Source organism: Micromonospora sp. NPDC048935, from assembly GCF_043197875.1.
Taxonomy (GTDB): domain Bacteria; phylum Actinomycetota; class Actinomycetes; order Mycobacteriales; family Micromonosporaceae; genus Micromonospora.
This window is the reverse complement of sequence record NZ_JBICTZ010000007.1, coordinates 340,760-362,238: the sequence shown is the minus strand read 5'-3', so window position 1 is coordinate 362,238 and position 21,479 is coordinate 340,760. Positions and strand designations below refer to the sequence as shown.

Here is a 21,479-nt window from a genome sequence, read left to right as displayed (position 1 = left end):
GTTAGTGTCCGTCCACCGCGCCCGGATGGAGGAACGCGATGGCCTCCGACCACGTCGACGTGCTCATCGTCGGCGCCGGCCTGTCCGGCATCGGCGCGGCCTGCCACCTGCGCCGCGACTGCCCCGACAAGACGTACGCGGTGCTGGAGGCACGCGACGCCATCGGCGGCACCTGGGACCTGTTCCGCTACCCCGGCATCCGCTCGGATTCGGACATGTTCACCCTCGGCTACTCGTTCAGGCCGTGGACCGCCCCGAAGGCCATCGCCGACGGCGCGACCATCCGCGAGTACGTGCGGGCGACCGCCCGGGAGTACGACGTGCCCCGGCACATCCGCTTCCGGCACCGGGCGCTGCGTGCCGACTGGGACAGCGGCACCGCCCGGTGGACGGTGCACGCCCAGCGCACCGACACCGCCGAGACGGTGGTGCTGACCTGCTCGTTCCTGTTCGCCTGCACCGGCTACTACCGCTACGACGAGGGTTACACCCCGGCGCTGCCCGGTGTCGACGCGTACACCGGGCGGTTGGTGCACCCGCAGCGCTGGCCCGACGACCTCGACCACACCGGCAAGCGGGTGGTGGTGATCGGCAGCGGCGCCACCGCGGTCACCCTGGTGCCGGCGCTGGCGCAGCGGGCCGCCCACGTGACGATGCTCCAACGCTCGCCGACGTACATCCTGGCGCTGCCCTCGCGCGACCGGCTGGCCGACGCGCTGCGGCGCCGGCTGCCGGCGGCGGCCGCGTACCCGGTGCTGCGCTGGAAGAACGTGCTGCTGTCCACCGTCACCTTCCAGCTCAGCCGGCGTGCCCCCGGCCTGGTCAAGCGGGTGCTGCGCCGGGCCGCGCGGCGCCAGCTCCCGGTGGGGTACGACGTCGACACGCACTTCGCGCCCCGCTACGACCCGTGGGACCAGCGGCTCTGCGTGGCCCCCGACGGCGACCTGTTCACCGCCGTGCGCGACGGCCACGCGTCGGTGGTGACCGACACGATCGACACCCTCACCGCGCACGGGGTCCGGCTCACCTCCGGCGCGGAGGTGCCCGCCGACATCGTGGTCACCGCGACCGGGCTCAACCTGCTCGCCCTCGGTGGCCTGCGGCTGCGCGTGGACGGCACCGACGTCGACCTCGCGAACACCGTGGCCTACAAGGGCATGATGGTGTCCGGTGTGCCGAACTTCGCCCTGACCGTCGGCTACACCAACGCGTCGTGGACGCTCAAGGCCGACCTGGTCGCCCGGTACGTCTGCCGGCTGCTGCGCCACCTGGACCACACCGGCCAGCAGATCGTCACCCCGCTGCCGCCCTCCGACGGCGCGCGGACGCCGCTTGTCGACCTGCGGTCCTCCTACGTGCTGCGCAGCGTCGACGCGCTGCCCAGCCAGGGTGTGCGCGCGCCCTGGCGGCTGCACCAGAACTACGCCCGCGACGTGCTGCTGATGCGGCACGGCCGACTCACCGACCAGGGGGTGCGGTTCTCCCGCGCCACCGCGCAGGCCGCACCGCGTCCCGTCCCGACCCGTCCGACCGCGCGTCGGTGACCGTCAGCGCAGGAGCACCCATCGTGCGGAGATTCGACTTCACCGGCGCGACAGCCGTGGTGACCGGGGCGGCCAGCGGCATCGGCGCGGCGCTGGCGCACGCGCTCGCCGGCCGGGGCACCGACCTGGTGCTGCTGGACCGCGACGCCGAACGGCTGGACGCGGTCGTCACCGCGATCCGCGCCACGCACCCGGCCCGTCAGGTGCACACGTACCTGGTGGACCTCGCCGACGTGGGCGCCACCGCCCGGGTCGCCGTCGAGATCGGCGAGCGGCACCCGCGCGTACGACTGCTGGTGAACAACGCCGGCGTCGGCCTCGCCGGCCGGTTCGACCAGGTGACGTTCGACGAGTTCAGTTGGGTGATCGACGTCAACTTCCGGGCCGTGGCGCAGCTGACCCACGCCCTCCTGCCCGCCCTGAAGGCGGAGCCGGGCGCGCACCTGGTCAACGTCTCCAGCCTCTTCGGGTTGATCGCGCCGGCCGGGCAGACCGCGTACGCGGCGAGCAAGTTCGCGGTGCGCGGCTTCACCGAGGCGCTGCGCCACGAGTTGGTCGACGACGGCATCGGGGTGACCTCGGTGCACCCCGGCGGGATCCGCACCCGGATCACCGCGAACGCCCGGATCGGCAGTGGCGTCGCACCCGAGGAGTACGCGGCCGGCCGGGCACAGTTCGAGAAGCTGCTCACCATCGCGCCGAGCCGGGCCGCCGAGGTGATCCTGCGCGGTGTCGAGCGGCGTCGGGGTCGGGTGCTGATCGGCTGGTCGGCCAAACTGCCGGACCTGCTGGCCCGGGTCCTGCCCGCCTCGTACAACCGGCTCCTGGTCGCCGGCCTGAACCGGGGCGTCGTCCGCCCGGCGTCGCCGGTGCCGGCGCAACGCCCCGGCGACGCCGACCCGGCCCGCGAGGTGGCCTGATCGGCGGCTCGGTCACGGTGGTGTGTCGCCCCGCTTCTCCTCCTGGGCCAGCACCGCCTCGCGGTGCTCCGGCTCGTCGCGGCGGTCCAACTCGGCGGCGAGCCGCGCATCGGTCATCAGCCGGGCCCGGTTGCGGTGCAGGAAACTCTCGAACCCCCCGGTGTACGGGCAGGCCAGGTCGCCGAGCGCCCGCTCCGGCGTGTAGCGGCAGCCGGTGCAGTAGTCGCTGATCTCGTCGATGTCGGTGCCGTCCACCGCGTACGGGCGGGTGTCCACCCGGGCCAGGTCGGCGTACTGGCTCATGCCGATCACCGTCGCGTTCATCACCCAGTGGGTGCCGTCGACGAAGCAGCGCTGGAACCAGTCCGCCACCTCGGTGGGACGCCAGCCGCGTTGCAGCGCGTAGTTCGCCAGCACCAGCAGTCGGGGCGTCTGGTGCGTCCACGCGGTGTCCCGGACCGCCGCGAGGACGTCGGCCAGGCAGTGGGCCTGCACCGCGTCGGCGTCCAACTCGGCGAACCACTGCGGCATCGGCTCGGTCGCGGCCAGCCAGTTCGCCCCCCGGTAGCGCGGCTCGAAGTACCAGTAGAGCTGCCAGAGGAACTCCCGCCAGCCGAGCAGCCCCCGGATGAACGGCTCCACCGCCGTACGCGGTGCCGTGCCGGCCCGCCACGCCTGCTCGGCGGCGCGCACCGCCGGCTCCGGGTGCAGCAACCCGAGGTTGAACGAGGACGACAGCATCGAGTGCGCGAGCAGCGGATCGTCAACGCTCATCACGTCGGCGTAGTGGCCGTACCCGGGCAGGCGGCGGGTCAGGAAGTGGGTGAGCCGGGCCTGCGCCTCGTCATGGGTGGCCGGGTAGCGGCGGGGGCCGTCCCGGCCGACGAACCGCACCCCGTCGGCGGCCCACCGGTCCAGGTCGCGGCGGACCTCCGCGTCGATGTCGTCCTCGACGATCGGTGGGGGCGGGGGTGGTGCCACCGGCCCGGACCGGGTCTCGGCCCGGGGCCGGCGTCCCGGGCCCGGCGCGGCGGTCAGCACCTCGTGGCGGCGGCGGGCGTGCCGGTAGAAGTCGGTCATCCGCAGCGGGCCGCGTCGCGGGCGGTCCGCCCAGCCGGCGAAGTCGGCCTGGCTGGTGATGAAGCCGCGTGGTGGCAGCACGGTCAGCCCCGGCACCGACCGGGCGAAGCGCAGCGCCGCCCGGGAGTGCGGATGGCACACCTCCAGCGGGTCACCGACCTGGGCCAGCGCCTCCCGGAACGTGTCGGTGCGCAGCAGCAGCGCCCGGTCACCCAGCTCGGCGGCGCGGTGGCGCAGCGCGGACAGGATCAGGTGCGCCTTCTGCCGGTGCATCGGCCGGCGGCGGAACAGCTCCCGGATCTCCACCAACAGCACCGGTTGGTCGGGGTCGTCGAGGAAGTGCGGCCCGAGTTGATCGGCCAGCAACCATCGGCGGCGAGGCATGCCGCAATTCTGCCTACTTTCCGGTTGCCGCGCCCGGTTGCCGCGCCCGGTGCCGGTTGCCGGCCGCCCGCCACGGCGGGTCAGGCCCGGTTGACCCCGGCCACCGCGGACCTCGGCCCGACGTCGCGCCGCCGTCTCCACACGGTGAGCGTCACGAGGGCGACAAGCAGCGCCGCGAGCACGTGCACCGGGGCCGGGCCGAGCGGCGCGACCAGCGCCAGCAACGCGACGACGGGAAAGGCGACGAACACCGGGCCGTGCTGCTGGCGGCGTACCTGCAGCACCCAGAGCGTGAGCAGGAAGACGGCGATCGGGATCGCCACCGCGTACCCGGCGGTGCGCCCGGAGACGTGCGCGAGGTGCCGCTCGACGTCCACCGACACCGCCAGGCCGGCGCCGATCGCGGCGATCGCGGCGAAGACCAGGTAGTGCCCGTAACCCCAGATCAGGGAGTACGGCAGCCGGTCGGGCGCCTCGCTCGGCCGGTCGAAGTAGAGCCACCACAGCGCGAACACGATGACCGCGCCAGCCGCCGCGAGCGACCAGAGGCCGTGCTCCCCGGCGTCGAGCCCGGTCTGGATCGCGATCGAGATGGCCAGGACGGCCTCACCGAGCACGATCAGGGTGAACAGGCCGTACCGCTCGGCGATGTGCTCGGGGTGCCAGGGCGTCATGCCGGGGCGTTCGGCCACCACCGGCACCAGCAGGTCGGCCAGCACCAGCAGCACGAACGCCGCGCTGCTCCACTCGACGGGCAGCACCAGCCGCAGCAGCCAGCCGAGCTGCACCACCGTCACGCCGATCCCGTAGCGGCGCGCCGTCGTGCGGTGCCGGGGGTCACCGGCGGCGGCCCGGGTCCAGTTCACGACGGCGGCCAGCCGCATCACCACGTACCCGTAGGTGATGACGACGAAGTCGCCGTCGGCGAAGGCGCGCGGCACCCCGGCCGCCAGGATCAACGCTCCGGAGATCTGCACCAGTGTGGTGATCCGGTAGACGTCGTCGTCGGTGTCGTACGCCGAGGCGAACCAGGTGAAGTTCACCCACGACCACCAGATCGCGAAGAACACCATGGCGTAACTGGTCGCGGCGTGCCGGAGGTGACCCTCGGCGACGTCGTGGTGCAGGCTGCTGGCCGCCTGCGCCACCGCCACCACGAAACAGAGGTCGAAGAACAGTTCCAACGGGGTGGCCGCGCGGTGCCGTTCGTCCCGGCGACGTGGCCGCATCGGCCGGTAGAACGGCCGCACCGACCGAGAGTGGGTCACCTCCGCTCCTCAGGCTGGGCTCACCGGCGTCGACGGCCGTGGGTCAGCCCCTCCAACACCAGGGTCAGCCCCGCGCCGACCAACCAGACGTCCTTGGCGAGCCCGGCGCCCTGCTGGGTCGGGCGGATGCTGCCCGGCTCCCGCATGCCCGGCGTCTTCAGGTACAGCTGCACCAGACCCGCGCCGAACGCGGTCAGGCCCAACCCGACGAGCGGGGCCGGGACGACCGGCGCGAGCAGCGCGGCCCCCAGGGCGATCTCCGAGTACGACAGCAGCTTCGCGAAGCGCGGTGGGTCCAACTGGCGCAGTTGCGGCATGGCGGCGACCGCCATCCCGTGCATGCCCTCCGCGGCGGCACCCTCCAGGTTCCGCTTGCCCAGACCCGAGTTGAGAAAGTACGCGCCGATGCTGAGCCGTAGCGGCAGGTGCGCGAGTTTCATGGCTACTCCCGTTGGCCGTTGTCGAGTGCGGCCCGCGTACCCCGCAGCGCCCGCGATAACCCGTCCGGCCGGCTGGGCGGGCCGTGGTGGTCGCGGTAGGTTCGCCCGGGGGTCCGACGCCGCGCCCGTGGCACACCCGCCCACCGGCGTCCGGCCCTGCCGACACACCACCAGCAGGAGGCGAAGTGAGCCAGGAAGTCCGGGGAGTCATCTCCCGCAGCAAGGGCGCGCCGGTCGAGGTCACCACCATCGTGGTGCCCGATCCCGGCCCGGGGGAGGCGATCGTCCGGATCCAGTCCTGCGGGGTCTGTCACACCGACCTGCACTACCGCGAGGGTGGCATCAACGACGACTACCCGTTCCTGCTCGGCCACGAGGCGGCGGGCATCGTCGAGCAGGTGGGCGAGGGCGTCACCGACGTCGCTCCGGGCGACTTCGTGGTGCTCAACTGGCGCGCGGTCTGCGGGGTCTGCCGCGCCTGCCGCCGGGGCCGCCCGTGGTACTGCTTCAACACGCACAACGCGAAGCAACGGATGACCCTCACCGACGGCACCGAGCTGGCCCCGGCGCTCGGCATCGGCGCGTTCGCCGAGAAGACCCTGGTGCACGCCGGGCAGTGCACGAAGGTCGACCCGGCCGCCCGACCGGCCGCCGTGGGTCTGCTCGGCTGCGGGGTGATGGCCGGGCTGGGTGCGGCGATGAACACCGGCAACGTCACCCGCGGCGACTCGGTCGCGGTGATCGGCTGCGGCGGCGTCGGAGACGCGGCGGTCGCCGGTGCCGCCCTGGCCGGAGCCACGACGATCGTCGCGGTGGACACCGACAGCCGCAAACTCGACTGGGCCCGGAAGTTCGGGGCCACGCACACCGTCAACGCCTCCGAGACCGACCCGGTCGAGGCGATCCGTGCCGCCACCGGCGGCTTCGGCGCCGACGTGGTGATCGACGCGGTGGGTCGACCGGAGACCTGGAAGCAGGCGTTCTACGCCCGGGATCTGGCCGGCACGGTGGTGCTGGTCGGCGTACCGACCCCGCAGATGCGGATCGAGCTGCCGCTGCTCGACGTCTTCGGGCGCGGCGGCGCCCTCAAGTCCAGCTGGTACGGCGACTGCCTGCCCAGCCGGGACTTCCCGATGCTCACCGAGCTGTACCTACAGGGCCGGCTCGACCTGGACGCGTTCGTCACCGAGGAGATCACACTCGACCAGGTCGAGTCCGCCTTCGACCGGATGCACCACGGCGACGTGCTCCGCTCGGTGGTGGTGTTCTGATGACGGCCCGGGTCGACCGCGCGGTCACCGCCGGCACGTTCTCCCTGGACGGGCAGACGTTCGAGGTCGACAACAACGTCTGGGTGATCGGTGACGACCGCGAGTGCGTCGTCCTGGACGCGCCGCACGACGTGGCCGCGATCCTCGCCCTGGTGGGTGACCGGCAGGTCCGGGCGATCCTGGCCACCCACGCCCACGACGACCACGTCCGGGTGGCACCCGAGCTGGCCGAGGCCACCGGCGCGCCGGTGCTGCTGCACGCCGCCGACCGGGTCCTCTGGGACCTGGTCCACCCGCACCTGCCGCCGCACGGCGAACTGCACGACGGGCAGAGCGTCGAGGTGGCCGGCACCACGCTGCGGGTCCTGCACACCCCCGGGCACAGCCCCGGCGCGTGCAGCTTCCACGCCCCGGACCTGGGTGTCGTGTTCACCGGCGACACACTCTTCGCCGGTGGTCCGGGTGCGACCGGCCGCTCGTACAGCGACTTCGACACCATCGTCGCCTCGATCCGCACCCGCCTGCTCACCCTGCCGGCGGAGACGGTCGTACACACCGGCCACGGCGACGACACGACGATCGGCGCGGAGGCACCACACCTGAAGGAGTGGCTGGCCCGCGGCCACTGAGCGGCGCCGGGCGCGCTGGCGGGTGGTCGGCGGGCGCGGCGCTGGTCGGCCGCGGGTGGTCGACGGGTGCGGCGCTGGTCGGCCGCGGGCGGTCGACGGGCTCAGCGCTCGTCGGCCGCGCCCAGCACCGGTTTGACGTCCACGACCGGCGTGCCGTCCAACGCTTCCAGGTCGGCCACCCGCACGCGCAGCCCGTCCACCGCGAGCACCCGCACCCGGTGCAACCCGATCGGGTTGGGTCGGTGCGGGGACCGGGTGCTGAACACGCCCGTCTCCGGCCGGCTCCCGTCGCCCCGCGGGTGCACCGCCAGCACGTCGCGCCGGGCACGGTCCAACCACGTCAGCACCAACAGGTCCGCCCCGGCGTGCAGGTCGCGCAGCGCCGGCGCGACGTGCGCGTCGAAGACCAGCCAGGCCTCCGGTGCGCCCTCGTCACCCTGCCGTGGGGCGCTCGCCGCGTCGGTCAGCGGCGAGACGACCCGCCCGACCGGGCGCAGCAGGTATGCCTCGTCAACCATGTCGCTCCCCTCCGGCCGGTTGGCCCCGACGGTCGCCGCCAGGGCCTGTGGCAACGTCCTGAGCCCCCGCCGGCCGGCCAGGGGCGTGGACACAGACCCTAGGATCCCGCTCATGGCCGCCGACTCGCCAGTACCCGTCGTCCGTCAGTTGCGTCTCGTGGTGGAGGCCGCCGACCACGAGGCTGCCGTCGCCTTCTTCCGCGACGCGCTCGGCCTGCCCGAGGAGGCCGCGTTCAGCGGCGACGGGGACGCCCGGGTGGTGATCCTGGACGCCGGCCGCGCCACCCTGGAGATCGCCAACCCGGCGCAGAAACGCATGATCGACGAGGTCGAGGTGGGGCGACAGGTCGCGCCTCGTATCCGGGTGGCCTTCGAGGTGGACGACGCCCGGGCGACGACGGCCCGCCTCGTCGCCGCCGGGGCGAGCGAGATCGCGCCGCCCACGCGCACCCCGTGGCAGTCGCTCAACTCCCGCCTCGACGCCCCCGCCGACCTCCAGATCACCATCTTCGAGGAGCTTCGAACGCCCGAAGCGGATGTCCGGGACGACACCGACAACGGGTGACCCAGGGCCCTCCGGGCCCCAACCGCCGATCTCGACCGTTTGGGCGGGCCGGCGGAGCGCCCGAGCATTTCCGGAATGCCCGACACGTGAACTCGGTTGTGTCCCCCGTACCGCCGGAACCCAAACCCTCTTCCGCGGTCATCTCCCCAGGAGCGTTCACCCCGGAGCGCTCCGCACGATCGAGAGGGCAACCATCGTGAAGGTCGACTTCACTCGATGGCTCCCCGCCATCGCCAAGGACACCCGATGGCTCCCCGCCATCGCCAAGGACTCGTACCGCAAGACCGCACTCAGCGCTGTGGGTGTGGTCGCCCTCGGCGGTCTGGCGCTCGCACCGACCGCGGCCGCCGCGCCGGTCACCTCCGGACCGCACCAGGGCGCCGTGGCCGCCATCGACCTGGCCACCGGCAAGGCCACCGCAAAGGCCGCCACCCCGGCCCGGCAGGAGGACCAGCCCGTCGAGTCGGGGCTGACCACCGGCTCCGCCACCGGCAAGCCGCCGGCCGGTAAGCCCAGCCGCGACCAGTTGATCCCACACGGCATCGAAGGCGCGCAGTCGCGCATCCCGCTCGACGACGCACAACTGGCCAACGCACGGGCGATCGTCGACGCCGCCAAGAAGACAGGTGTCGGCGACCGGGGCGCGGTGATCGGCGTCGCCACCTCGTTGCAGGAGTCGAAGCTCTACAACCTCGGCCACCTCGGCGCGTACAACGACCACGACTCACAGGGCCTGTTCCAGCAGCGTCCGTCGTCCGGTTGGGGCACGCCCGACCAGATCACCGACCCGGAGTACGCCGCCACGGCGTTCTTCACCGCGCTCAGGAACGTCGGCGGCTGGCAGGACCTGCCGCTGACCGCCGCCGCGCAGACCGTCCAGGTCTCCGCCTTCCCCTACGCGTACGCGCAGTGGGAGGAGCAGGCGGCGGACATCGTCCAGCAGATGTGGTGACACCCGTGCGACCGCCGGCCGGCTCCCGATCCGGGGGCCGGCCGGCGTCGTCGTCGCTCAGCAGGCCGGGTAGAGGCGGCGGGTGCCGACCCCGGCGGCGTACGCGTCCCGGTCGCTGAACCGGCAACCGTAGTCGGGTCGGGCCACCACCCCCGGATCCGTCACGGTGTCACCGGCCGGGCGCTTGCCGGTGCGTACCCAGGACACCAGGTCGTCCCAGGCGGCGCCGGCCTCGGCCGGGGTGAACTCGCAGTGCTGCGTGGTTCGGATGGCCCGCTGGACCACAAGCCCGCCGCGACCGTGCCGTGCCACGTCGGCGGCGTACGCCTGCTCCATGCTGAACGGCACGTACAGGTCACCGAGGCCGTGCAGGCTGAGCACCGGCGCGCTGGGGCGACCGGCGATCCGCGGCACCTCGGTCAACGTCGGCAGGAGCCGCTGCACGACGTTCTCCGGTGCGACCCGCCGCACGGCGGCGTCGACGTTGACCGGGCTGTTCGGGGTGTAGCGGGTGAGCAGGTTGGTGGAGAGCTGACCGGGCCGCTGGGCGGGGGAGTTGCCGCTCCCGGTGGGCACGCTGATCGAGAAGAGGAAGTCCTTCCACACGGCGAACGCGGCGTCCGCACCGGGACGAGGGCCGCCCGAACGGTTCACCGTGATCGCCCGCAGTTGCCTGCCCCGCTCGGTGGTGGTGTCCGGCCCGGTGGGAGTCAACCCCGCCAGACCCAGCGCCACCTGGATGCGGGGCACCGCGTTGGTCAGGTAGTCGGCCGGAGTGGGATGGGCCGGCACGTCGGCGAGCGCCTGCGCGACCAGGTTGTAGTCCAGATAGAAATCCAGCAACGTCTGGTCACCGAGCACCCCGCACATCGGCAGCGCGCCGTCGTAGTAGCGGGGGTACTGCTCCAGCGAGCGACCGATGACGTACCCGCCCATCGACACCCCCGCCAGGTAGGTGTGCTGTGGCCGGCGAACCGTCCGGCCGAAGTGGTCGGCGAGATCCCTGGTGCCCAGCACTCCGGAGCGGATGTCGAAGCCGTTGCGGTCGTACGAGGACGACGCCCAGGCGTACCCCTGCTCCAGGAGGCGCTCGCGCAACCCGAAGGCCGGCGGCTCCGGCGAGAGCACCCTGCCCTGCCCGCGGTAGCCGTGCGCCCACAGCACCAGGTCGCCGTTCCACCGGGCGGGGACCTCGATCAGGTACCCGGCGTGGCGGTGCACGCCCTGGCGTACCGTCGTCGGTTTGCCGCCCACGACCAGCGGGGCCAACGATGGGATCTCGACGGTGTACCCGGGCAGTGGCTGGCCGCCACCCGGGTCCCGATCGGTCGCGCTGGCCGGTGCGGCACCGACCAGCCCGACCGCCAGGATCAGCGGGACGGTGGTGGCGAGCAGGCGGCGGAGGGTACGAACGGGTGCGGACAGCATCGATGCTCCCCATCACGGATGTCGCCCCGGGGCGACCAGGCGGGACGGTTGCCTACCGGCCGGTAGCGTCCTGAACCTAGGGCGGCCGTAGATATGTGTCAATGGCTACGCTGACCGGCTGGTCAAGCGTGACTGTCCGGCCGAGCAGTAGGTCCTGCCGAACGCCCTCGCGCGCTCCGTCCGGCTCCGGTGTCCCGCCCGCCGCCGCCTCCGCGAGCCCCGTCCGGCTCCGGTGTCCCGCCCGCCACCGCCTCCGCGAGCCCCGTCCGGCTCCGGTGTCCCGCCCGCCACCGCCTCTGCGCGCCCCGGTGACGGGGTGCGCGATCCTCGCCGCCCGGCGGGCGTACCCGGTTGCCCGAGTCGGTGGGCCGGTCGGGTTGACTGGTCGGCGTGGACGAGTTGATCTGGAAGGCGGCCCGGGCGTCGCGCGACTGGCTGGACGCGGCGAACGGCACCGGGCAGACCGAGCTGACCTGCCGCATCCTCAAACTGACCGAGGAGGCGGGGGAGGCGTCGGCCGCCTGGATCGGTGTGCTCGGCCAGAATCCTCGCAAAGGTGTCACGCACACCCACGAGGATGTCGCTGCGGAGCTGGCCGACGTCGCGTTCACGGCGTTGGTGGCCATCGAGAGCCTGGGACTGGACGCGCGAACCGTCCTGGACGCCTGCGCCGCCAAGGTGCGCTCCCGCCTCACCACCTGAAAGGCGCTCCGCGCGTTCGCGCCCACCGCGGGTCGTGATCCACTCGACTTTCAGGAAGTCGCGGTTTCCAACGCGGTGCGACGCCCTGGTTTTCAGAAAGTCGAGTCGATCATCGCCCGTCACCCGCGTCGATCATGAGGTTGACGGGCGATGTGCTCTCTGCCGGACCCGTCAGCCTCATGGTCGACGGGATGGGCGCGGTGGCCCGGGGCGCTTGTCCGCTTTGGGGTGTTTGGCGTGTGACCGGTCGCACCCGTGGGCCGGAATGATGGCCGGGGCGGGGTCGTTACACACCCTGACGATCGCAGGACCACCGCTCAGCGCCCCGCTCCTGGGGCGAGAACGGCAGGTAGCGGGGCTGGAACAGCGGTCCGGACCGCATCGTTGCAGACCGCCGCTCGACCGGATGCCAGGGTCGGCCCGGCCCCCGGAATGACCCCCGGCCCTCGGTCGTTGCAGTCCCCACGAGCGACCGCAGGCACCGCCTTCACGAGGGTGCCGGCAGGTGGGCCACCCCCGGAATGACCCCGGCCCCCCGGTCGTTACACCTGGACCCGGCGCCCCGAGCCCCCGCTCGCAGGCCGTCGACCCCGAAGACTTTCCCCCTTTGTATGTGCAGCGCCGGACGAGGTGCTCACACCCGCCGTCGCCGTTCCCCCGATCGGTGCGGTCGGGTGTCCTACCCCCGAAGGAGCTACCCCCATGAACACGATCATGCGTAAGAGCGTGCTGTCCGTTGCTGGTCTCGCGTTCGCCGGTGGTGTGTTCGCCGGCCCGATCGCCGCTCACGCCGCGACTGCGGTCGACGCGCGGCCGGTTGCGGTCGCGGTGCAGGCTGACAAGCCTGACCCCGCCAAGCTGATCCCGCACGGCACCCAGGGCGACCAGTCCCGGATCACCCTCAACGACGAGCAGACCGCGAACGCCAAGGCGATCATCGCCGCCACGAAGAAGGCCGGTCTGCCGGAGCGGGCCGCGGTTGTCTCGATCGCGACGAGCCTGCAGGAGTCGAAGCTGGAGAACCTGGGCCACCTGGGCGACATGAACGACCATGACTCGCTGGGTCTGTTCCAGCAGCGTCCGTCCAGTGGTTGGGGTACCCCGGAGCAGATCACCGACCCGGCCTACTCGACGACGGCGTTCCTCAAGGGCCTCAAGCAGGTCGACGGGTGGCAGGACATGCCGCTGACCGAGGCCGCGCAGACCGTCCAGGTCTCCGCCTACCCGGACGCCTACGCCCAGTGGGAGCAGCAGGCCGCCGACCTGGTCGGCCAGTACTGGAACAGCTGACCCACCGCACACCACCGCAGGACATCGACCGCTGGCCGGCACCCCGCAACTCGGGTGCCGGCCAGCGGCGTTCCCCGACGCGGACGCGACCACGGACGCGACCACGGACGCGACCACGGACGCGACCACGGACGCGACCACGGGCACGACCACGAACGCGGTCCGGCTCTCGGTGGGCCCCTGAGCAGGAAGCGCTGCGGCGACGGGTGGGCGTGCGCGTACAGTCGGGCGGTGGAGCGGACTGAATCGATGCTGGCGCAGACCCGGCCACCTGGCGTGGCCGACGTGGATCCCGGCAGTGTGCTGTTGCCCGGCCACGACGTGCCGTTGGGTCGGTACACCACCGTGCGGAGGTTGCTGCCGCAGCGGGCCCGCCGGATGGTCGGCGCCTGGTGTTTCGTGGACCATTTTGGCCCGGACGATGTGGCACAGCGTCCCGGCATGGAGGTGCCGCCGCACCCGCATACCGGCCTGCAGACGGTGACCTGGCTGCTCGACGGTGAGATCCTGCACCGTGACAGCCTCGGCAACGTCCAGCCGATCCGGCCCGGTCAACTGAACGTGATGACCGCGGGGAACGGCATCGCCCACTCCGAGCGCTCGCCGGCCGTCCATCCGCCGGTGATGCACGGCGTGCAGCTCTGGGTGGCACTGCCGGATCCGGCGCGGGCCGGTGCCGCGGACTTCGCGCACCACGCCGACCTGCCGCGTTGGCGCGACGGCGATCTGGATCTCACCCTGTTGGTCGGCGAGTTCGCCGGGCGGCGGTCACCGGCGGTGGTGCACACCCCGCTGGTCGGCGTGCAGGTCGAGCTGCGCGGCGAGGCGCCGACGACGCTGGCGTTGCGGCCCGATTTCGAGTACGCCGCGCTGGCGATGTCCGGGTCCGCCGAGGCCGCCGGGGTCGGGTTCGAGCCGGGGGCGCTGCTCTACCTGGGTTCGGGCCGCCGGGAGCTGACCGTGCGGGGCGGGGTTGGGGCGCGGCTGCTGCTGCTGGGCGGTACGCCGTTCGAGGAGCCGCTGGTGATGTGGTGGAACTTCGTCGGCCGCTCGCACGAGGAGATCGCCGCCGCCCGGGAGGACTGGATGGCGGGGGACGCGCGCTTCGGTGTGGTCGCCGATGATTCGGCGCCGCCGCTGCCGGCCCCCACCCTGCCCACCACCCGCCTCAAGGCCCGCGACCGCACCGGCACCCTGCACGGCTGAAACCACCCCGCCCACACCCCGTCGATCTTGCGGTTTCTGTCGCCGTAATGCGGCGTTCAGCGTCATTTGTCGCGACAGAAACTGCAAGATCAGCGGGGCGGGCGCGGCGCGGGGGCGCGGGGTGTGTGGGTTTGGTGGTGGGGTAGTCGTCGGGATGGCGACCACTCTGATGACGCCCGTGGCGGACCGGAAGCGACTGGCGCGCCGGCTTGCCGGCAGCGGGCGGGGATTCGCTGAGCAGTACGGCTTCCGGGTGACCAACAACCCGGCGAGCCTGTTCCAGGTGCTCTACCTGTCGGTGCTGCTGGCCCGTCGGGGCGACTTCCGCCGGGCGCTGGACGGGGCGCGGGCGGTGCGCGACGAGGGATGGGACAGCGCCGCCCGGTTGGCGCGTTCGCTGCACGAGGATCGGGTACGCGTGCTGCGTGCCAGCGGTCAGCGTGGCGACGTGGACGCGCTTGCCGACGTGTTGGGCGACCTGGCACGCACGGTGGTCGAGCGGTACCGGGGCGATCTGCGCCGCCTGCGGGCGGTGGCACGGCACGACCCGCGCCGGGAGCGGGCGCTGCTCGCCGAGCTTCCGGGTGTGGACGGGCAGGTCGTGGAGTTGTTTCTCCGGGAGGCGCAGGCGTTGTGGCGGGAGGTGGCCCCGGTGGCCGACCGTCGGGCGTTGGCCGCCGCGCGTCGGCTCGGGCTGGGGCGGTCGGCGGACGACCTGGCCGGCCTGGCCAGTGGCGAGTCGGAGCAGTTGGCCTGGCTGGTGGGGGCGCTGGCCCGGGTCGACCTGGAACACCGGTACGCGGAGGTGACCGGTCGACCGTGACGTGCCCTGGCCCACACTTCGTCAAATTCTGACCAAACGGAGGATGTTCTGTCGTATGGTTGGACCCGGCAGTGCTGCCCGCTCGGTTCGAGCGGGCATCCACCGCCTGGTGACCGCGACCGGTTCGGGCGTGGTTCACCGCCTGGGCAGGCTTGCGTGGCGCCCTGGGTCGCGGTTCGTGACCAGGGGCGCCCGCCTGTCCCGGCCCTTCAAACGGCCCCGCCCCGTGTCGCACTCCCGGGGGTCCGCGCGGCCGGAACGGCACAGCCGCCGCCTCAGCGGGCCAGGCCGGCCAGCAGGTTCACGGTCACGGCGATGATGAACGCGCCGAACAGGTACGACACCATCGAGTGCCGCAGCACCGTACGACGCATCTCGTTGCTTGTCAGGTTGGTGTCGGAGATCTGGAACGTCGTCCCGATGGTGAACGCGACGTACGCGAAGTCGGAGTAGCGCGGCGGGTCGGGTTGGTTGAAGTTCACCCCGCCATCCGGGCCCGTGTAGTAGATCCGGGCGTACCGGGCGGCGAACACGGTGTGCACCACGAACCAGGAGAGCACCACGCTGAGCACGCCCAGCCCGCCGTGTGCTTCCCGGCCGAGGCCGGGCGGCGCGCTCTGGGCGCTGGCCACCACCAGTCCCACGGCGAGCAGGCTGGCCAGGCAGGCGACGAGCAGCAGCGCGTCCCGGATCGCCCGGTTCGGGTCCTCGTGTACGGCCAGTCGGGCGGTCCGCTCGGCGTCCATCGGCCAGAGCTTGCGCCAGACCAGCGTGAGCCAGCTCAGTGCGCCCACGTCCCAGCCGGCGAGCGCGGCGAGCGGCAGCGGCAACAGCAGCGCGAAGAGGAAACCGGCGATGACGCCGACCACCGCCACCACGGCGAGCTGCACGGCGGCCGGGAAGCGCACGTCGGGCGGGCGCGAGGGCGGCCGGGTCATCGGCGAACTCCGTGTGTCGCAGCCGTGGCCGCCACCGTCGGGTCAGATGCCGCGTAGGTGCTGCGAGACCCGGTTGTGCGTCTTGTCCCGGGCCTGCTCGGCCCGTTGGGCGGGGCCCACCTCGGGCGCGGCCTCGATGCCGGCCGACCGGGCCACCTCGGTGCCGTTGGCGTAGTCCACAGGTGGCAGGGCCCGCAACGCCTTCAGCACGTCCGGCGGGGCACCCTCTCGTTCGGCCTCGCGGACCACGTCGCTCTTCTCGGCCGGGTAGTCCAGGCTCGACAGGTACTGCAGGACGTCGGCGTAGCTCGCCATGGCGTGGGCTCCCTCGGGGCATCGATGTGGTCACGACCGGCGGCGGTTACCCGCCCGCCGGACGGTCACGCCCACACCGGGGAGAAATGCCGGCGCCGTTTCCCCTCGGCGCCGGCGGGTACCCGCAGGCGCCGACGCGAGCCTCAAGGGAGTACGCGATGAACTACGACACCTTCATCGACCAGGTTTCCCAGCGCACCGCGACGTCGTCCGAGCGGGCGGTCGAGCTGACCCGGGCGGTGTTGAAGACGTTCGCCGAGCGGCTGACCGGCGGTGAGGTTCTGGATCTCGCGGCCCAGTTGCCCCAACCGTTGCAACTCGTGCTCAAGCCGAGCCCGAGCACCGAGCAGGCGGACCGGTTCGGGGCGGCCGAGTTCGTCGCCCGGGTGGCGTCGCGCGCACGTGTGCAGGAGCCGGCCGCCCGGGACGCCACGCGGGCGGTCTTCACCACGTTGCGTGAGGCGATCACCGGTGGTGAGTTCGATGACGTGGCCACGCAACTACCGCGGGACTATCGGGGCCTGGTGGAGCAGGCGATGGCTCCGGGGGCGACGCTGCGCCGTGCCTGACCGGGTCCTACACAGCGGTTTACCAGGGCAACCATCGACGTCCCGCTTGGCATGGCGATTCGGCACGGCCTAACCTTGTCGTGCGAGGGGAGTACTTCCCACGAACCATTCCGGTCAGTACGGCGCGCCCGGCGCGCCTCGGGTGGTTGCCCATCAGGTGATGGGTGAAGGAGACCTCGAACATGACGGTGTTCGAGGAGACCCCAATGAGTGACGTGTCATATCTGTCCGCCGCCAGCGACCTGGCGTCGGTGGGCACGCCCACGATGTGGGCGCTGACCATCGTCGGCGTGCTGCTGCTGTTGGTGCTTGATTTCCTGGTCACCCGCCGCCCGCACGAGGTGTCCATGCGGGAGGCCATCGGCTGGTCGGCGTTCTACATCGCCCTGCCGTTGGCGTTCGGTGGCTGGCTCTGGGCCCGCTTCGGCTCCGACCAGGGTGTGGAGTACCTGACCGGTTACCTGGTGGAGAAGTCGCTCTCGGTCGACAACCTCTTCGTCTTCATGCTGCTGCTCGCCGCGTTCGCGGTGCCGGCGGTGCTCGCCCAGCGGGTGCTGCTCTACGGCATCGCCGGCGCGCTGGTGCTGCGGGCCGTCTTCATCGCCCTCGGCGCGGCGGCGTTGCAGACCCTCGACTTCGCCTTCCTGCTCTTCGCGATCATCCTCATCGCCACGGCGGTGAAGCTGCTGCGCGACGCGATGTCCGGGCACGAGCAGGAAGTCGACATCAACAAGATGCGCTCGGTGAAGCTGCTGCGCAAGGTCATGCCGGTGGTCGACGAGTACCACGGCACCAGGATGACGGTCCGGCAGGGCGCGAGGCGGGCCCTCACCCCGTTCGCCCTGGTGGTGGTCGCGGTGCTGGCCACCGACATCGTCTTCGCGGTCGACTCGGTGCCGGCGGTCTACGGCATCACCGAGGACCCGTACCTGGTCTTCGCCACCAACGCGTTCGCCCTGCTCGGCCTGCGGGCGCTCTACTTCGTCCTGCACGCGGCCCTGAGCCGGCTGGTGCACCTCAGCTACGGCCTGGCCGTCATCCTGGCGTTCATCGGCCTCAAACTGGGTCTGCACTGGGCGCACGGCATCTGGGACAGCGTGCCGCAGATCCCCACCCTGGCCTCGCTCGGCGTGATCATCGGTGTGCTGGTGGTGGTCACGCTGACCAGCCTGCGCGCCACCCGGGGCGGCGACGTGCCCGAGGACCGCGAGGTCGTCACCGAGCGGCACTGACCGCGCCGCGCCGCGACGACCGGGAGGTACGCCGGAAAGCTCCCGGCCGGGCGGCGCGGATGGTACGACTGTGCCATGGGAATCGTGTCACCGGGCTTTCAGGGTCGGCCCCGAACGCAGGAGCCGGCTCTGCCACCGGGTCAGTACCTGACCGAGGACTTCCCGGTGCTCTCGGCCGGCCCGACGCCCCGGGTCTCTCTGGACACCTGGGAGTTCGTCATCTCCGCCGAGAACGGCAGCGAGCACCGGTGGTCGTGGCAGGAGTTGATGGCCCTGCCGCAGGAGACACCGATGGTGGACATCCACTGTGTCACCCGCTGGTCCAAGCTCGGCACCACCTGGCAGGGCGTCTCGCTGGACACGCTGCTCGACGGCGTCGACACCGGAGCGCACTTCGCGCTGGCGCACTCCTACGGGGGGTACACCACCAACCTGCCGCTCGACGACCTGCGCGGCGGGCGGGCCTGGGTGGCGCACACCTTCGACGGTGCGCCGCTGCCCGCCGAGCACGGCGGGCCGGCCCGGCTGCTGGTGCCGCACCTGTACTTCTGGAAGTCCGCCAAGTGGGTCCGCGGTCTTCGGCTCAAGACGATGGACGAGCCCGGTTTCTGGGAGACCGCCGGCTACCACGACTACGGCGACCCGTGGCGCGAGCAGCGGTACCAGGGTGACTGAGCGCGCCGTGGCGACGAGCACGCCGAGCCGGGCACCCAACAAGTGGCACGTCAGCCGGTTGGTGGAGCGCCGGGTGGAGACACCGACCGCGCAGACCCTGGTGCTGGAGGTGCCGGACTGGCCGGGGCACCTGCCGGGGCAGCACGTCGACGTGCGGCTCACCGCGCCGGACGGCTACCAGGCGGCCCGGTCGTACTCGATCGCCGGGCCGGTGGTGGACGGCCCGGGCGGCCCCCGCATCGAGGTGACAGTCCAGCGGGTGCCCGACGGCGAGGTGTCCCCGTACCTCATCGACGTCTTCGCCGACGGCGACCCGGTGGAGGTCCGCGGACCGCTCGGTGGCTGGTTCATCTGGCGGCCCGAGGAGACCGCGCCGGTGCAGCTCGTTGCCGGTGGTTCCGGCATCGTGCCGCTGATGGCGATGATCCGCGCCCGGCGGGCGACCGGCAGCAAGGCGCCGTTCCGGCTGATCTACTCCGTGCGGACGCCGGGCGACGTGATCTACGCCGACGAGCTGCGCCGCCGGATCCGCGACGACTTCGGCCTGGACATCGCGTACGTCTACACCCGCGAGGCGCCCGAGGGCTGGCGCGGCGAGCCGCACCGGATCGGGCTGGCCGACGTCAACACGCACGGCTGGCCACCGGACCTGGAGCCGCTCACCTACGTCTGCGGCCCGACCGCGTTCGTGGAGACCGTGGCCGACCTGCTGGTGGGGCTGGGTCACCCGTCGCGGCGGGTCAAGACCGAACGCTTCGGCCCCACCGGCTGACCGCCCGCCCGCTCCCGTACCGCCGAGGAGATCCGATGACCGAGATGTCGTACCTGGACGGCAACATGCTCGACGGCCCGATGCGCGAGCTGTTCACCGTCGACCTGAGCACCGCGATGGGCCGCTGCGAAAACTGCGGGACGACCGGCTCGATGGCCAGCCTGCACGTCTACTCGCACGCCCCGGGCCTGGTCGCCCGCTGCCCGTCCTGCGAGGCGGTGATGCTGCGACTGGTCCGCGGACCGGACCGGGCCTGGCTGGACCTGCGCGGTACCACGTTCCTCCAGGTGCCGATGCCGATGGAACAGCCGTTCCCCAGCCCGCTCTGATCGGCCCGCGCGTCCGCGCCGGCCCGCGCGCCCGCGCGGCATGATCAACTCGGGTTTCTTGAAATCGCGGTGTCCGGATGTCGCGGTTGCCTCGAGTTCAAGGAAACCGAGGTGACCTTGCCGCGGGTGAACGCCGGCTGGCCGTTTTCAGGCGCTGGCGACGGTCCTGATCGCGCGGATCGCCTCGGTGACCCCACCGGACCACGGCGTGCCGTGGCCCGGTAACACCCACGATGCCTGGATGTCCTCCAGGTGGCGCAGAGACGCCAACGCCTGGTGGGGATCGTCGGTGAAGGGCGCGGGTTGCGGGCCCCGCTGGCCGGTCAGCACGTGCCGGGTGGTCAGGGCGTCACCGACGAAGACGGCGTCGGCGATCGGCACGTGGATGGCGATGCTGCCCGGCGAGTGCCCGGGGACGCCGATGACGCGCGGCGCGCCGGGCAGGTCGAGCACGACGCCGTCGTGCACGGCGACGACCTCGGTGAGGTGGGTGGTGCGAAGCCCACCCCTGCGCATCGCGTACCAGATGAAGCCTGCCGTCGCACCGAGCTTCATCTTGCCCCACGAGGTGGCGGCCTTGACCTCGCCCCGCGCGCGGGCGGCGTCCGCCTCGTGCACGTAGACCGGCACACCGTGGTCGCGTCGGAGCCGTTCGGCGAACCCGAGGTGGTCGGTGTCGCCGTGGGTGAGGACGACACCGCGGATGTCGTCCACCGAGCGGCCCAGGTCCGACAGCTCGGCCAGCAGTTCGCGCCAGTGCCCGGCCAGGCCGGCGTCGATGACTGTCACGCCCTCGTCGGTGTCGACGAGGTAGACGGCCACGATGTCGTTGCCGATGCGGCGCAGGTGCGGGCCGAGCCTCATCGCCGCACCGGTGCCGGGATTGCTATCGTCTGCATGATGGCTATGCTACCTAGCCATCATGGCTACGGTCAATAGCCATCGCAGCGAACCCACGACCCGGAGGAGAGTGGCATGCCGACGCCCGACCGGACGTCCCTCGACGCCATCGTCCGCGCGGGCCGCGACATCCTGGAGACGGCGGGCATTCCCGGCCTGACCATGCAGGCCGTCGCCGACCGGGTCGGCGTACGCGCACCGTCGCTGTACAAGCGGGTGCGAAACCGCGACGACCTGATCCGCCTCATCACCGAAGCCACAGTCCGCGACCTCGGCGAACGGCTCGCGGCGATCGGTGCCGACACCGACCCACGCCGCGAGCTGGCCGAGCTGGCCCGGGCCTTTCGGGCGTTCGCGCACGACCGGCCGAGGGGCTACCAGTTGATCTTCGCTCCGAGATCCGACCTCGTCGGGCCCAGCATCGAAGCCCTCACCCACGCCGTCGAACCCGTGCTGCGGGTGACCACGAACCTGGCCGGCGAACACCACGCCCTGGAAGCCGCACGCACGCTCACCGCGTGGGCGAACGGATTCGTCAGCATGGAACTGGCCGGCGCCTTCCAACTGGGCGGCGACGTCGACAAGGCATACGAGTTCGGCATCGCCCGTCTCGCCGACGCCCTCGCCCGATGAGAGCCGGTAAGGGCCTGCCGCCGCGCCGGAAACTCGGGTGCGGGTGACCCGGCTCGTCCCTAGGCTTCCGCTCCAACGGCTGGCACGGCGTCCGGC

Annotated in this window: 24 protein-coding genes; 16 read left to right on the top strand and 8 right to left on the bottom strand. The window is 72.2% G+C overall.

Translation table 11 applies throughout. The features are described 5' to 3' along the window. The first annotated feature begins 38 nt into the window (after positions 1-38). Together ACGFIW_RS21410 and ACGFIW_RS21405 are read left to right on the top strand one after the other, a co-directional pair. Positions 39-1,544: a flavin-containing monooxygenase gene (locus ACGFIW_RS21410; protein WP_393318291.1), complete on the top strand. Its 1,506-nt coding sequence runs from the start codon at positions 39-41 to the stop codon at positions 1,542-1,544. A 23-nt stretch (positions 1,545-1,567) separates the two neighbouring features. Next, positions 1,568-2,464 (top strand): SDR family NAD(P)-dependent oxidoreductase, encoded by an 897-nt coding sequence (locus tag ACGFIW_RS21405; RefSeq protein WP_393318288.1) that lies wholly within the window; start codon positions 1,568-1,570, stop codon positions 2,462-2,464. 12 nt (positions 2,465-2,476) lie between these two features. Here ACGFIW_RS21405 and ACGFIW_RS21400 read toward each other — a convergent pair whose 3' ends face one another. From ACGFIW_RS21400 to ACGFIW_RS21390, 3 genes are all read right to left on the bottom strand, one after another. Further along, on the bottom strand, positions 2,477-3,928 hold the full coding sequence (locus ACGFIW_RS21400) for a cryptochrome/photolyase family protein (RefSeq protein WP_393318285.1): 1,452 nt from the start codon (positions 3,926-3,928) through the stop codon (positions 2,477-2,479). An 80-nt stretch (positions 3,929-4,008) separates the two neighbouring features. Further along, complete coding sequence (locus ACGFIW_RS21395; RefSeq protein WP_393318283.1) at positions 4,009-5,196, bottom strand: low temperature requirement protein A; 1,188 nt, start codon at positions 5,194-5,196, stop codon at positions 4,009-4,011. Between the two features lie 20 nt (positions 5,197-5,216). Further along, positions 5,217-5,636 carry a hypothetical protein gene (locus tag ACGFIW_RS21390; protein ID WP_393318280.1) on the bottom strand — a complete coding sequence of 140 codons (420 nt, stop codon included), beginning with the start codon at positions 5,634-5,636 and terminating at the stop codon, positions 5,217-5,219. 185 nt (positions 5,637-5,821) lie between these two features. Between ACGFIW_RS21390 and ACGFIW_RS21385 the strand changes: the two genes are divergently transcribed. Together ACGFIW_RS21385 and ACGFIW_RS21380 are read left to right on the top strand one after the other, a co-directional pair. Beyond that, positions 5,822-6,907, top strand: coding sequence for an S-(hydroxymethyl)mycothiol dehydrogenase (locus tag ACGFIW_RS21385; protein ID WP_393318277.1), 1,086 nt, complete (start codon positions 5,822-5,824; stop codon positions 6,905-6,907). Next, on the top strand, positions 6,907-7,536 hold the full coding sequence (locus ACGFIW_RS21380; protein WP_393318274.1) for an MBL fold metallo-hydrolase: 630 nt from the start codon (positions 6,907-6,909) through the stop codon (positions 7,534-7,536). The genes ACGFIW_RS21385 and ACGFIW_RS21380 overlap by 1 nt, the downstream gene beginning before the upstream one ends. A gap of 101 nt (positions 7,537-7,637) precedes the next feature. On the opposite strand, the gene tsaA is transcribed toward ACGFIW_RS21380, so the two are convergent. Beyond that, positions 7,638-8,147: a tRNA (N6-threonylcarbamoyladenosine(37)-N6)-methyltransferase TrmO gene (gene tsaA / locus ACGFIW_RS21375; RefSeq protein ID WP_393318271.1), complete on the bottom strand. Its 510-nt coding sequence runs from the start codon at positions 8,145-8,147 to the stop codon at positions 7,638-7,640. 19 nt (positions 8,148-8,166) lie between these two features. Here tsaA and ACGFIW_RS21370 point away from each other — a divergent pair, with 19 nt between their 5' ends. Both ACGFIW_RS21370 and ACGFIW_RS21365 read left to right on the top strand, forming a co-directional pair. Beyond that, positions 8,167-8,619 (top strand): VOC family protein, encoded by a 453-nt coding sequence (locus ACGFIW_RS21370; RefSeq protein WP_393318268.1) that lies wholly within the window; start codon positions 8,167-8,169, stop codon positions 8,617-8,619. Between the two features lie 196 nt (positions 8,620-8,815). Then, the gene (locus ACGFIW_RS21365; protein ID WP_393318265.1) at positions 8,816-9,571 is read left to right on the top strand and encodes a hypothetical protein; all 756 of its coding nucleotides are present in this window, start codon (positions 8,816-8,818) and stop codon (positions 9,569-9,571) included. A 57-nt stretch (positions 9,572-9,628) separates the two neighbouring features. Here the strand turns inward: ACGFIW_RS21365 and ACGFIW_RS21360 are convergent, their stop codons facing one another. Beyond that, complete coding sequence (locus ACGFIW_RS21360) at positions 9,629-10,999, bottom strand: hypothetical protein (protein WP_393318262.1); 1,371 nt, start codon at positions 10,997-10,999, stop codon at positions 9,629-9,631. Positions 11,000-11,389: 390 nt separating this feature from the next. Between ACGFIW_RS21360 and ACGFIW_RS21355 the strand changes: the two genes are divergently transcribed. The 4 genes from ACGFIW_RS21355 to ACGFIW_RS21340 all read left to right on the top strand — a co-directional run bounded on the left by ACGFIW_RS21355 (position 11,390) and on the right by ACGFIW_RS21340 (position 15,020). Next, entirely contained in the window at positions 11,390-11,701 is a 312-nt protein-coding gene (locus ACGFIW_RS21355; protein WP_393318259.1) for a MazG-like family protein, read from the top strand. Positions 11,702-12,403: 702 nt separating this feature from the next. After that, positions 12,404-12,991 carry a hypothetical protein gene (locus ACGFIW_RS21350; RefSeq protein ID WP_393318256.1) on the top strand — a complete coding sequence of 196 codons (588 nt, stop codon included), beginning with the start codon at positions 12,404-12,406 and terminating at the stop codon, positions 12,989-12,991. A gap of 231 nt (positions 12,992-13,222) precedes the next feature. Next, the gene (locus ACGFIW_RS21345; RefSeq protein ID WP_393318253.1) at positions 13,223-14,197 is read left to right on the top strand and encodes a pirin family protein; all 975 of its coding nucleotides are present in this window, start codon (positions 13,223-13,225) and stop codon (positions 14,195-14,197) included. 154 nt (positions 14,198-14,351) lie between these two features. Then, entirely contained in the window at positions 14,352-15,020 is a 669-nt protein-coding gene (locus tag ACGFIW_RS21340; protein WP_393318251.1) for a hypothetical protein, read from the top strand. Between the two features lie 275 nt (positions 15,021-15,295). On the opposite strand, the gene ACGFIW_RS21335 is transcribed toward ACGFIW_RS21340, so the two are convergent. Beyond that, complete coding sequence (locus ACGFIW_RS21335; protein ID WP_393318248.1) at positions 15,296-15,958, bottom strand: DUF1345 domain-containing protein; 663 nt, start codon at positions 15,956-15,958, stop codon at positions 15,296-15,298. A 42-nt stretch (positions 15,959-16,000) separates the two neighbouring features. After that, on the bottom strand, positions 16,001-16,273 hold the full coding sequence (locus tag ACGFIW_RS21330; RefSeq protein ID WP_357080502.1) for a DUF2795 domain-containing protein: 273 nt from the start codon (positions 16,271-16,273) through the stop codon (positions 16,001-16,003). Between the two features lie 158 nt (positions 16,274-16,431). On the opposite strand from ACGFIW_RS21330, the gene ACGFIW_RS21325 reads away from it, so the two are divergent. The 5 genes from ACGFIW_RS21325 (at position 16,432) to ACGFIW_RS21305 (ending at position 19,850) form a co-directional block, all read left to right on the top strand. After that, positions 16,432-16,842 (top strand): DUF2267 domain-containing protein, encoded by a 411-nt coding sequence (locus ACGFIW_RS21325; protein ID WP_393318244.1) that lies wholly within the window; start codon positions 16,432-16,434, stop codon positions 16,840-16,842. A gap of 206 nt (positions 16,843-17,048) precedes the next feature. Then, positions 17,049-18,074: a TerC/Alx family metal homeostasis membrane protein gene (locus ACGFIW_RS21320; protein ID WP_393318241.1), complete on the top strand. Its 1,026-nt coding sequence runs from the start codon at positions 17,049-17,051 to the stop codon at positions 18,072-18,074. A gap of 75 nt (positions 18,075-18,149) precedes the next feature. Beyond that, entirely contained in the window at positions 18,150-18,749 is a 600-nt protein-coding gene (locus ACGFIW_RS21315; protein ID WP_357080493.1) for a sulfite oxidase-like oxidoreductase, read from the top strand. 7 nt (positions 18,750-18,756) lie between these two features. Further along, positions 18,757-19,521 carry a ferredoxin reductase gene (locus tag ACGFIW_RS21310; RefSeq protein ID WP_357558528.1) on the top strand — a complete coding sequence of 255 codons (765 nt, stop codon included), beginning with the start codon at positions 18,757-18,759 and terminating at the stop codon, positions 19,519-19,521. Positions 19,522-19,556: 35 nt separating this feature from the next. Further along, positions 19,557-19,850, top strand: a complete 294-nt coding sequence (locus tag ACGFIW_RS21305; protein WP_357080490.1) for a DUF6510 family protein — start codon at positions 19,557-19,559, stop codon at positions 19,848-19,850. A gap of 147 nt (positions 19,851-19,997) precedes the next feature. Here ACGFIW_RS21305 and ACGFIW_RS21300 read toward each other — a convergent pair whose 3' ends face one another. Continuing rightward, complete coding sequence (locus ACGFIW_RS21300) at positions 19,998-20,714, bottom strand: MBL fold metallo-hydrolase (RefSeq protein ID WP_393318238.1); 717 nt, start codon at positions 20,712-20,714, stop codon at positions 19,998-20,000. 111 nt (positions 20,715-20,825) lie between these two features. Here ACGFIW_RS21300 and ACGFIW_RS21295 point away from each other — a divergent pair, with 111 nt between their 5' ends. Further along, positions 20,826-21,383 carry a TetR-like C-terminal domain-containing protein gene (locus tag ACGFIW_RS21295; protein WP_393318235.1) on the top strand — a complete coding sequence of 186 codons (558 nt, stop codon included), beginning with the start codon at positions 20,826-20,828 and terminating at the stop codon, positions 21,381-21,383. The last annotated feature ends 96 nt before the right edge of the window (positions 21,384-21,479 follow it).

Excerpts from the sequence above, each read along its gene's own strand:
- ACGFIW_RS21350 (WP_393318256.1), top strand. The coding sequence starts at position 12,404 with ATGAACACGATCATGCGTAAGAGCGTGCTGTCCGTTGCTGGTCTCGCG.
- ACGFIW_RS21315 (WP_357080493.1), top strand. The coding sequence starts at position 18,150 with ATGGGAATCGTGTCACCGGGCTTTCAGGGTCGGCCCCGAACGCAGGAG.
- ACGFIW_RS21335 (WP_393318248.1), bottom strand. The coding sequence starts at position 15,958 with ATGACCCGGCCGCCCTCGCGCCCGCCCGACGTGCGCTTCCCGGCCGCC.
- ACGFIW_RS21330 (WP_357080502.1), bottom strand. The coding sequence starts at position 16,273 with ATGGCGAGCTACGCCGACGTCCTGCAGTACCTGTCGAGCCTGGACTAC.
- ACGFIW_RS21390 (WP_393318280.1), bottom strand. The coding sequence starts at position 5,636 with ATGAAACTCGCGCACCTGCCGCTACGGCTCAGCATCGGCGCGTACTTT.
- ACGFIW_RS21340 (WP_393318251.1), top strand. The coding sequence starts at position 14,352 with ATGGCGACCACTCTGATGACGCCCGTGGCGGACCGGAAGCGACTGGCG.
- ACGFIW_RS21305 (WP_357080490.1), top strand. The coding sequence starts at position 19,557 with ATGACCGAGATGTCGTACCTGGACGGCAACATGCTCGACGGCCCGATG.
- ACGFIW_RS21360 (WP_393318262.1), bottom strand. The coding sequence starts at position 10,999 with ATGCTGTCCGCACCCGTTCGTACCCTCCGCCGCCTGCTCGCCACCACC.
- ACGFIW_RS21380 (WP_393318274.1), top strand. The coding sequence starts at position 6,907 with ATGACGGCCCGGGTCGACCGCGCGGTCACCGCCGGCACGTTCTCCCTG.
- ACGFIW_RS21370 (WP_393318268.1), top strand. The coding sequence starts at position 8,167 with ATGGCCGCCGACTCGCCAGTACCCGTCGTCCGTCAGTTGCGTCTCGTG.
- ACGFIW_RS21320 (WP_393318241.1), top strand. The coding sequence starts at position 17,049 with ATGAGTGACGTGTCATATCTGTCCGCCGCCAGCGACCTGGCGTCGGTG.
- ACGFIW_RS21295 (WP_393318235.1), top strand. The coding sequence starts at position 20,826 with ATGCCGACGCCCGACCGGACGTCCCTCGACGCCATCGTCCGCGCGGGC.
- ACGFIW_RS21300 (WP_393318238.1), bottom strand. The coding sequence starts at position 20,714 with ATGAGGCTCGGCCCGCACCTGCGCCGCATCGGCAACGACATCGTGGCC.
- ACGFIW_RS21325 (WP_393318244.1), top strand. The coding sequence starts at position 16,432 with ATGAACTACGACACCTTCATCGACCAGGTTTCCCAGCGCACCGCGACG.
- ACGFIW_RS21400 (WP_393318285.1), bottom strand. The coding sequence starts at position 3,928 with ATGCCTCGCCGCCGATGGTTGCTGGCCGATCAACTCGGGCCGCACTTC.
- ACGFIW_RS21410 (WP_393318291.1), top strand. The coding sequence starts at position 39 with ATGGCCTCCGACCACGTCGACGTGCTCATCGTCGGCGCCGGCCTGTCC.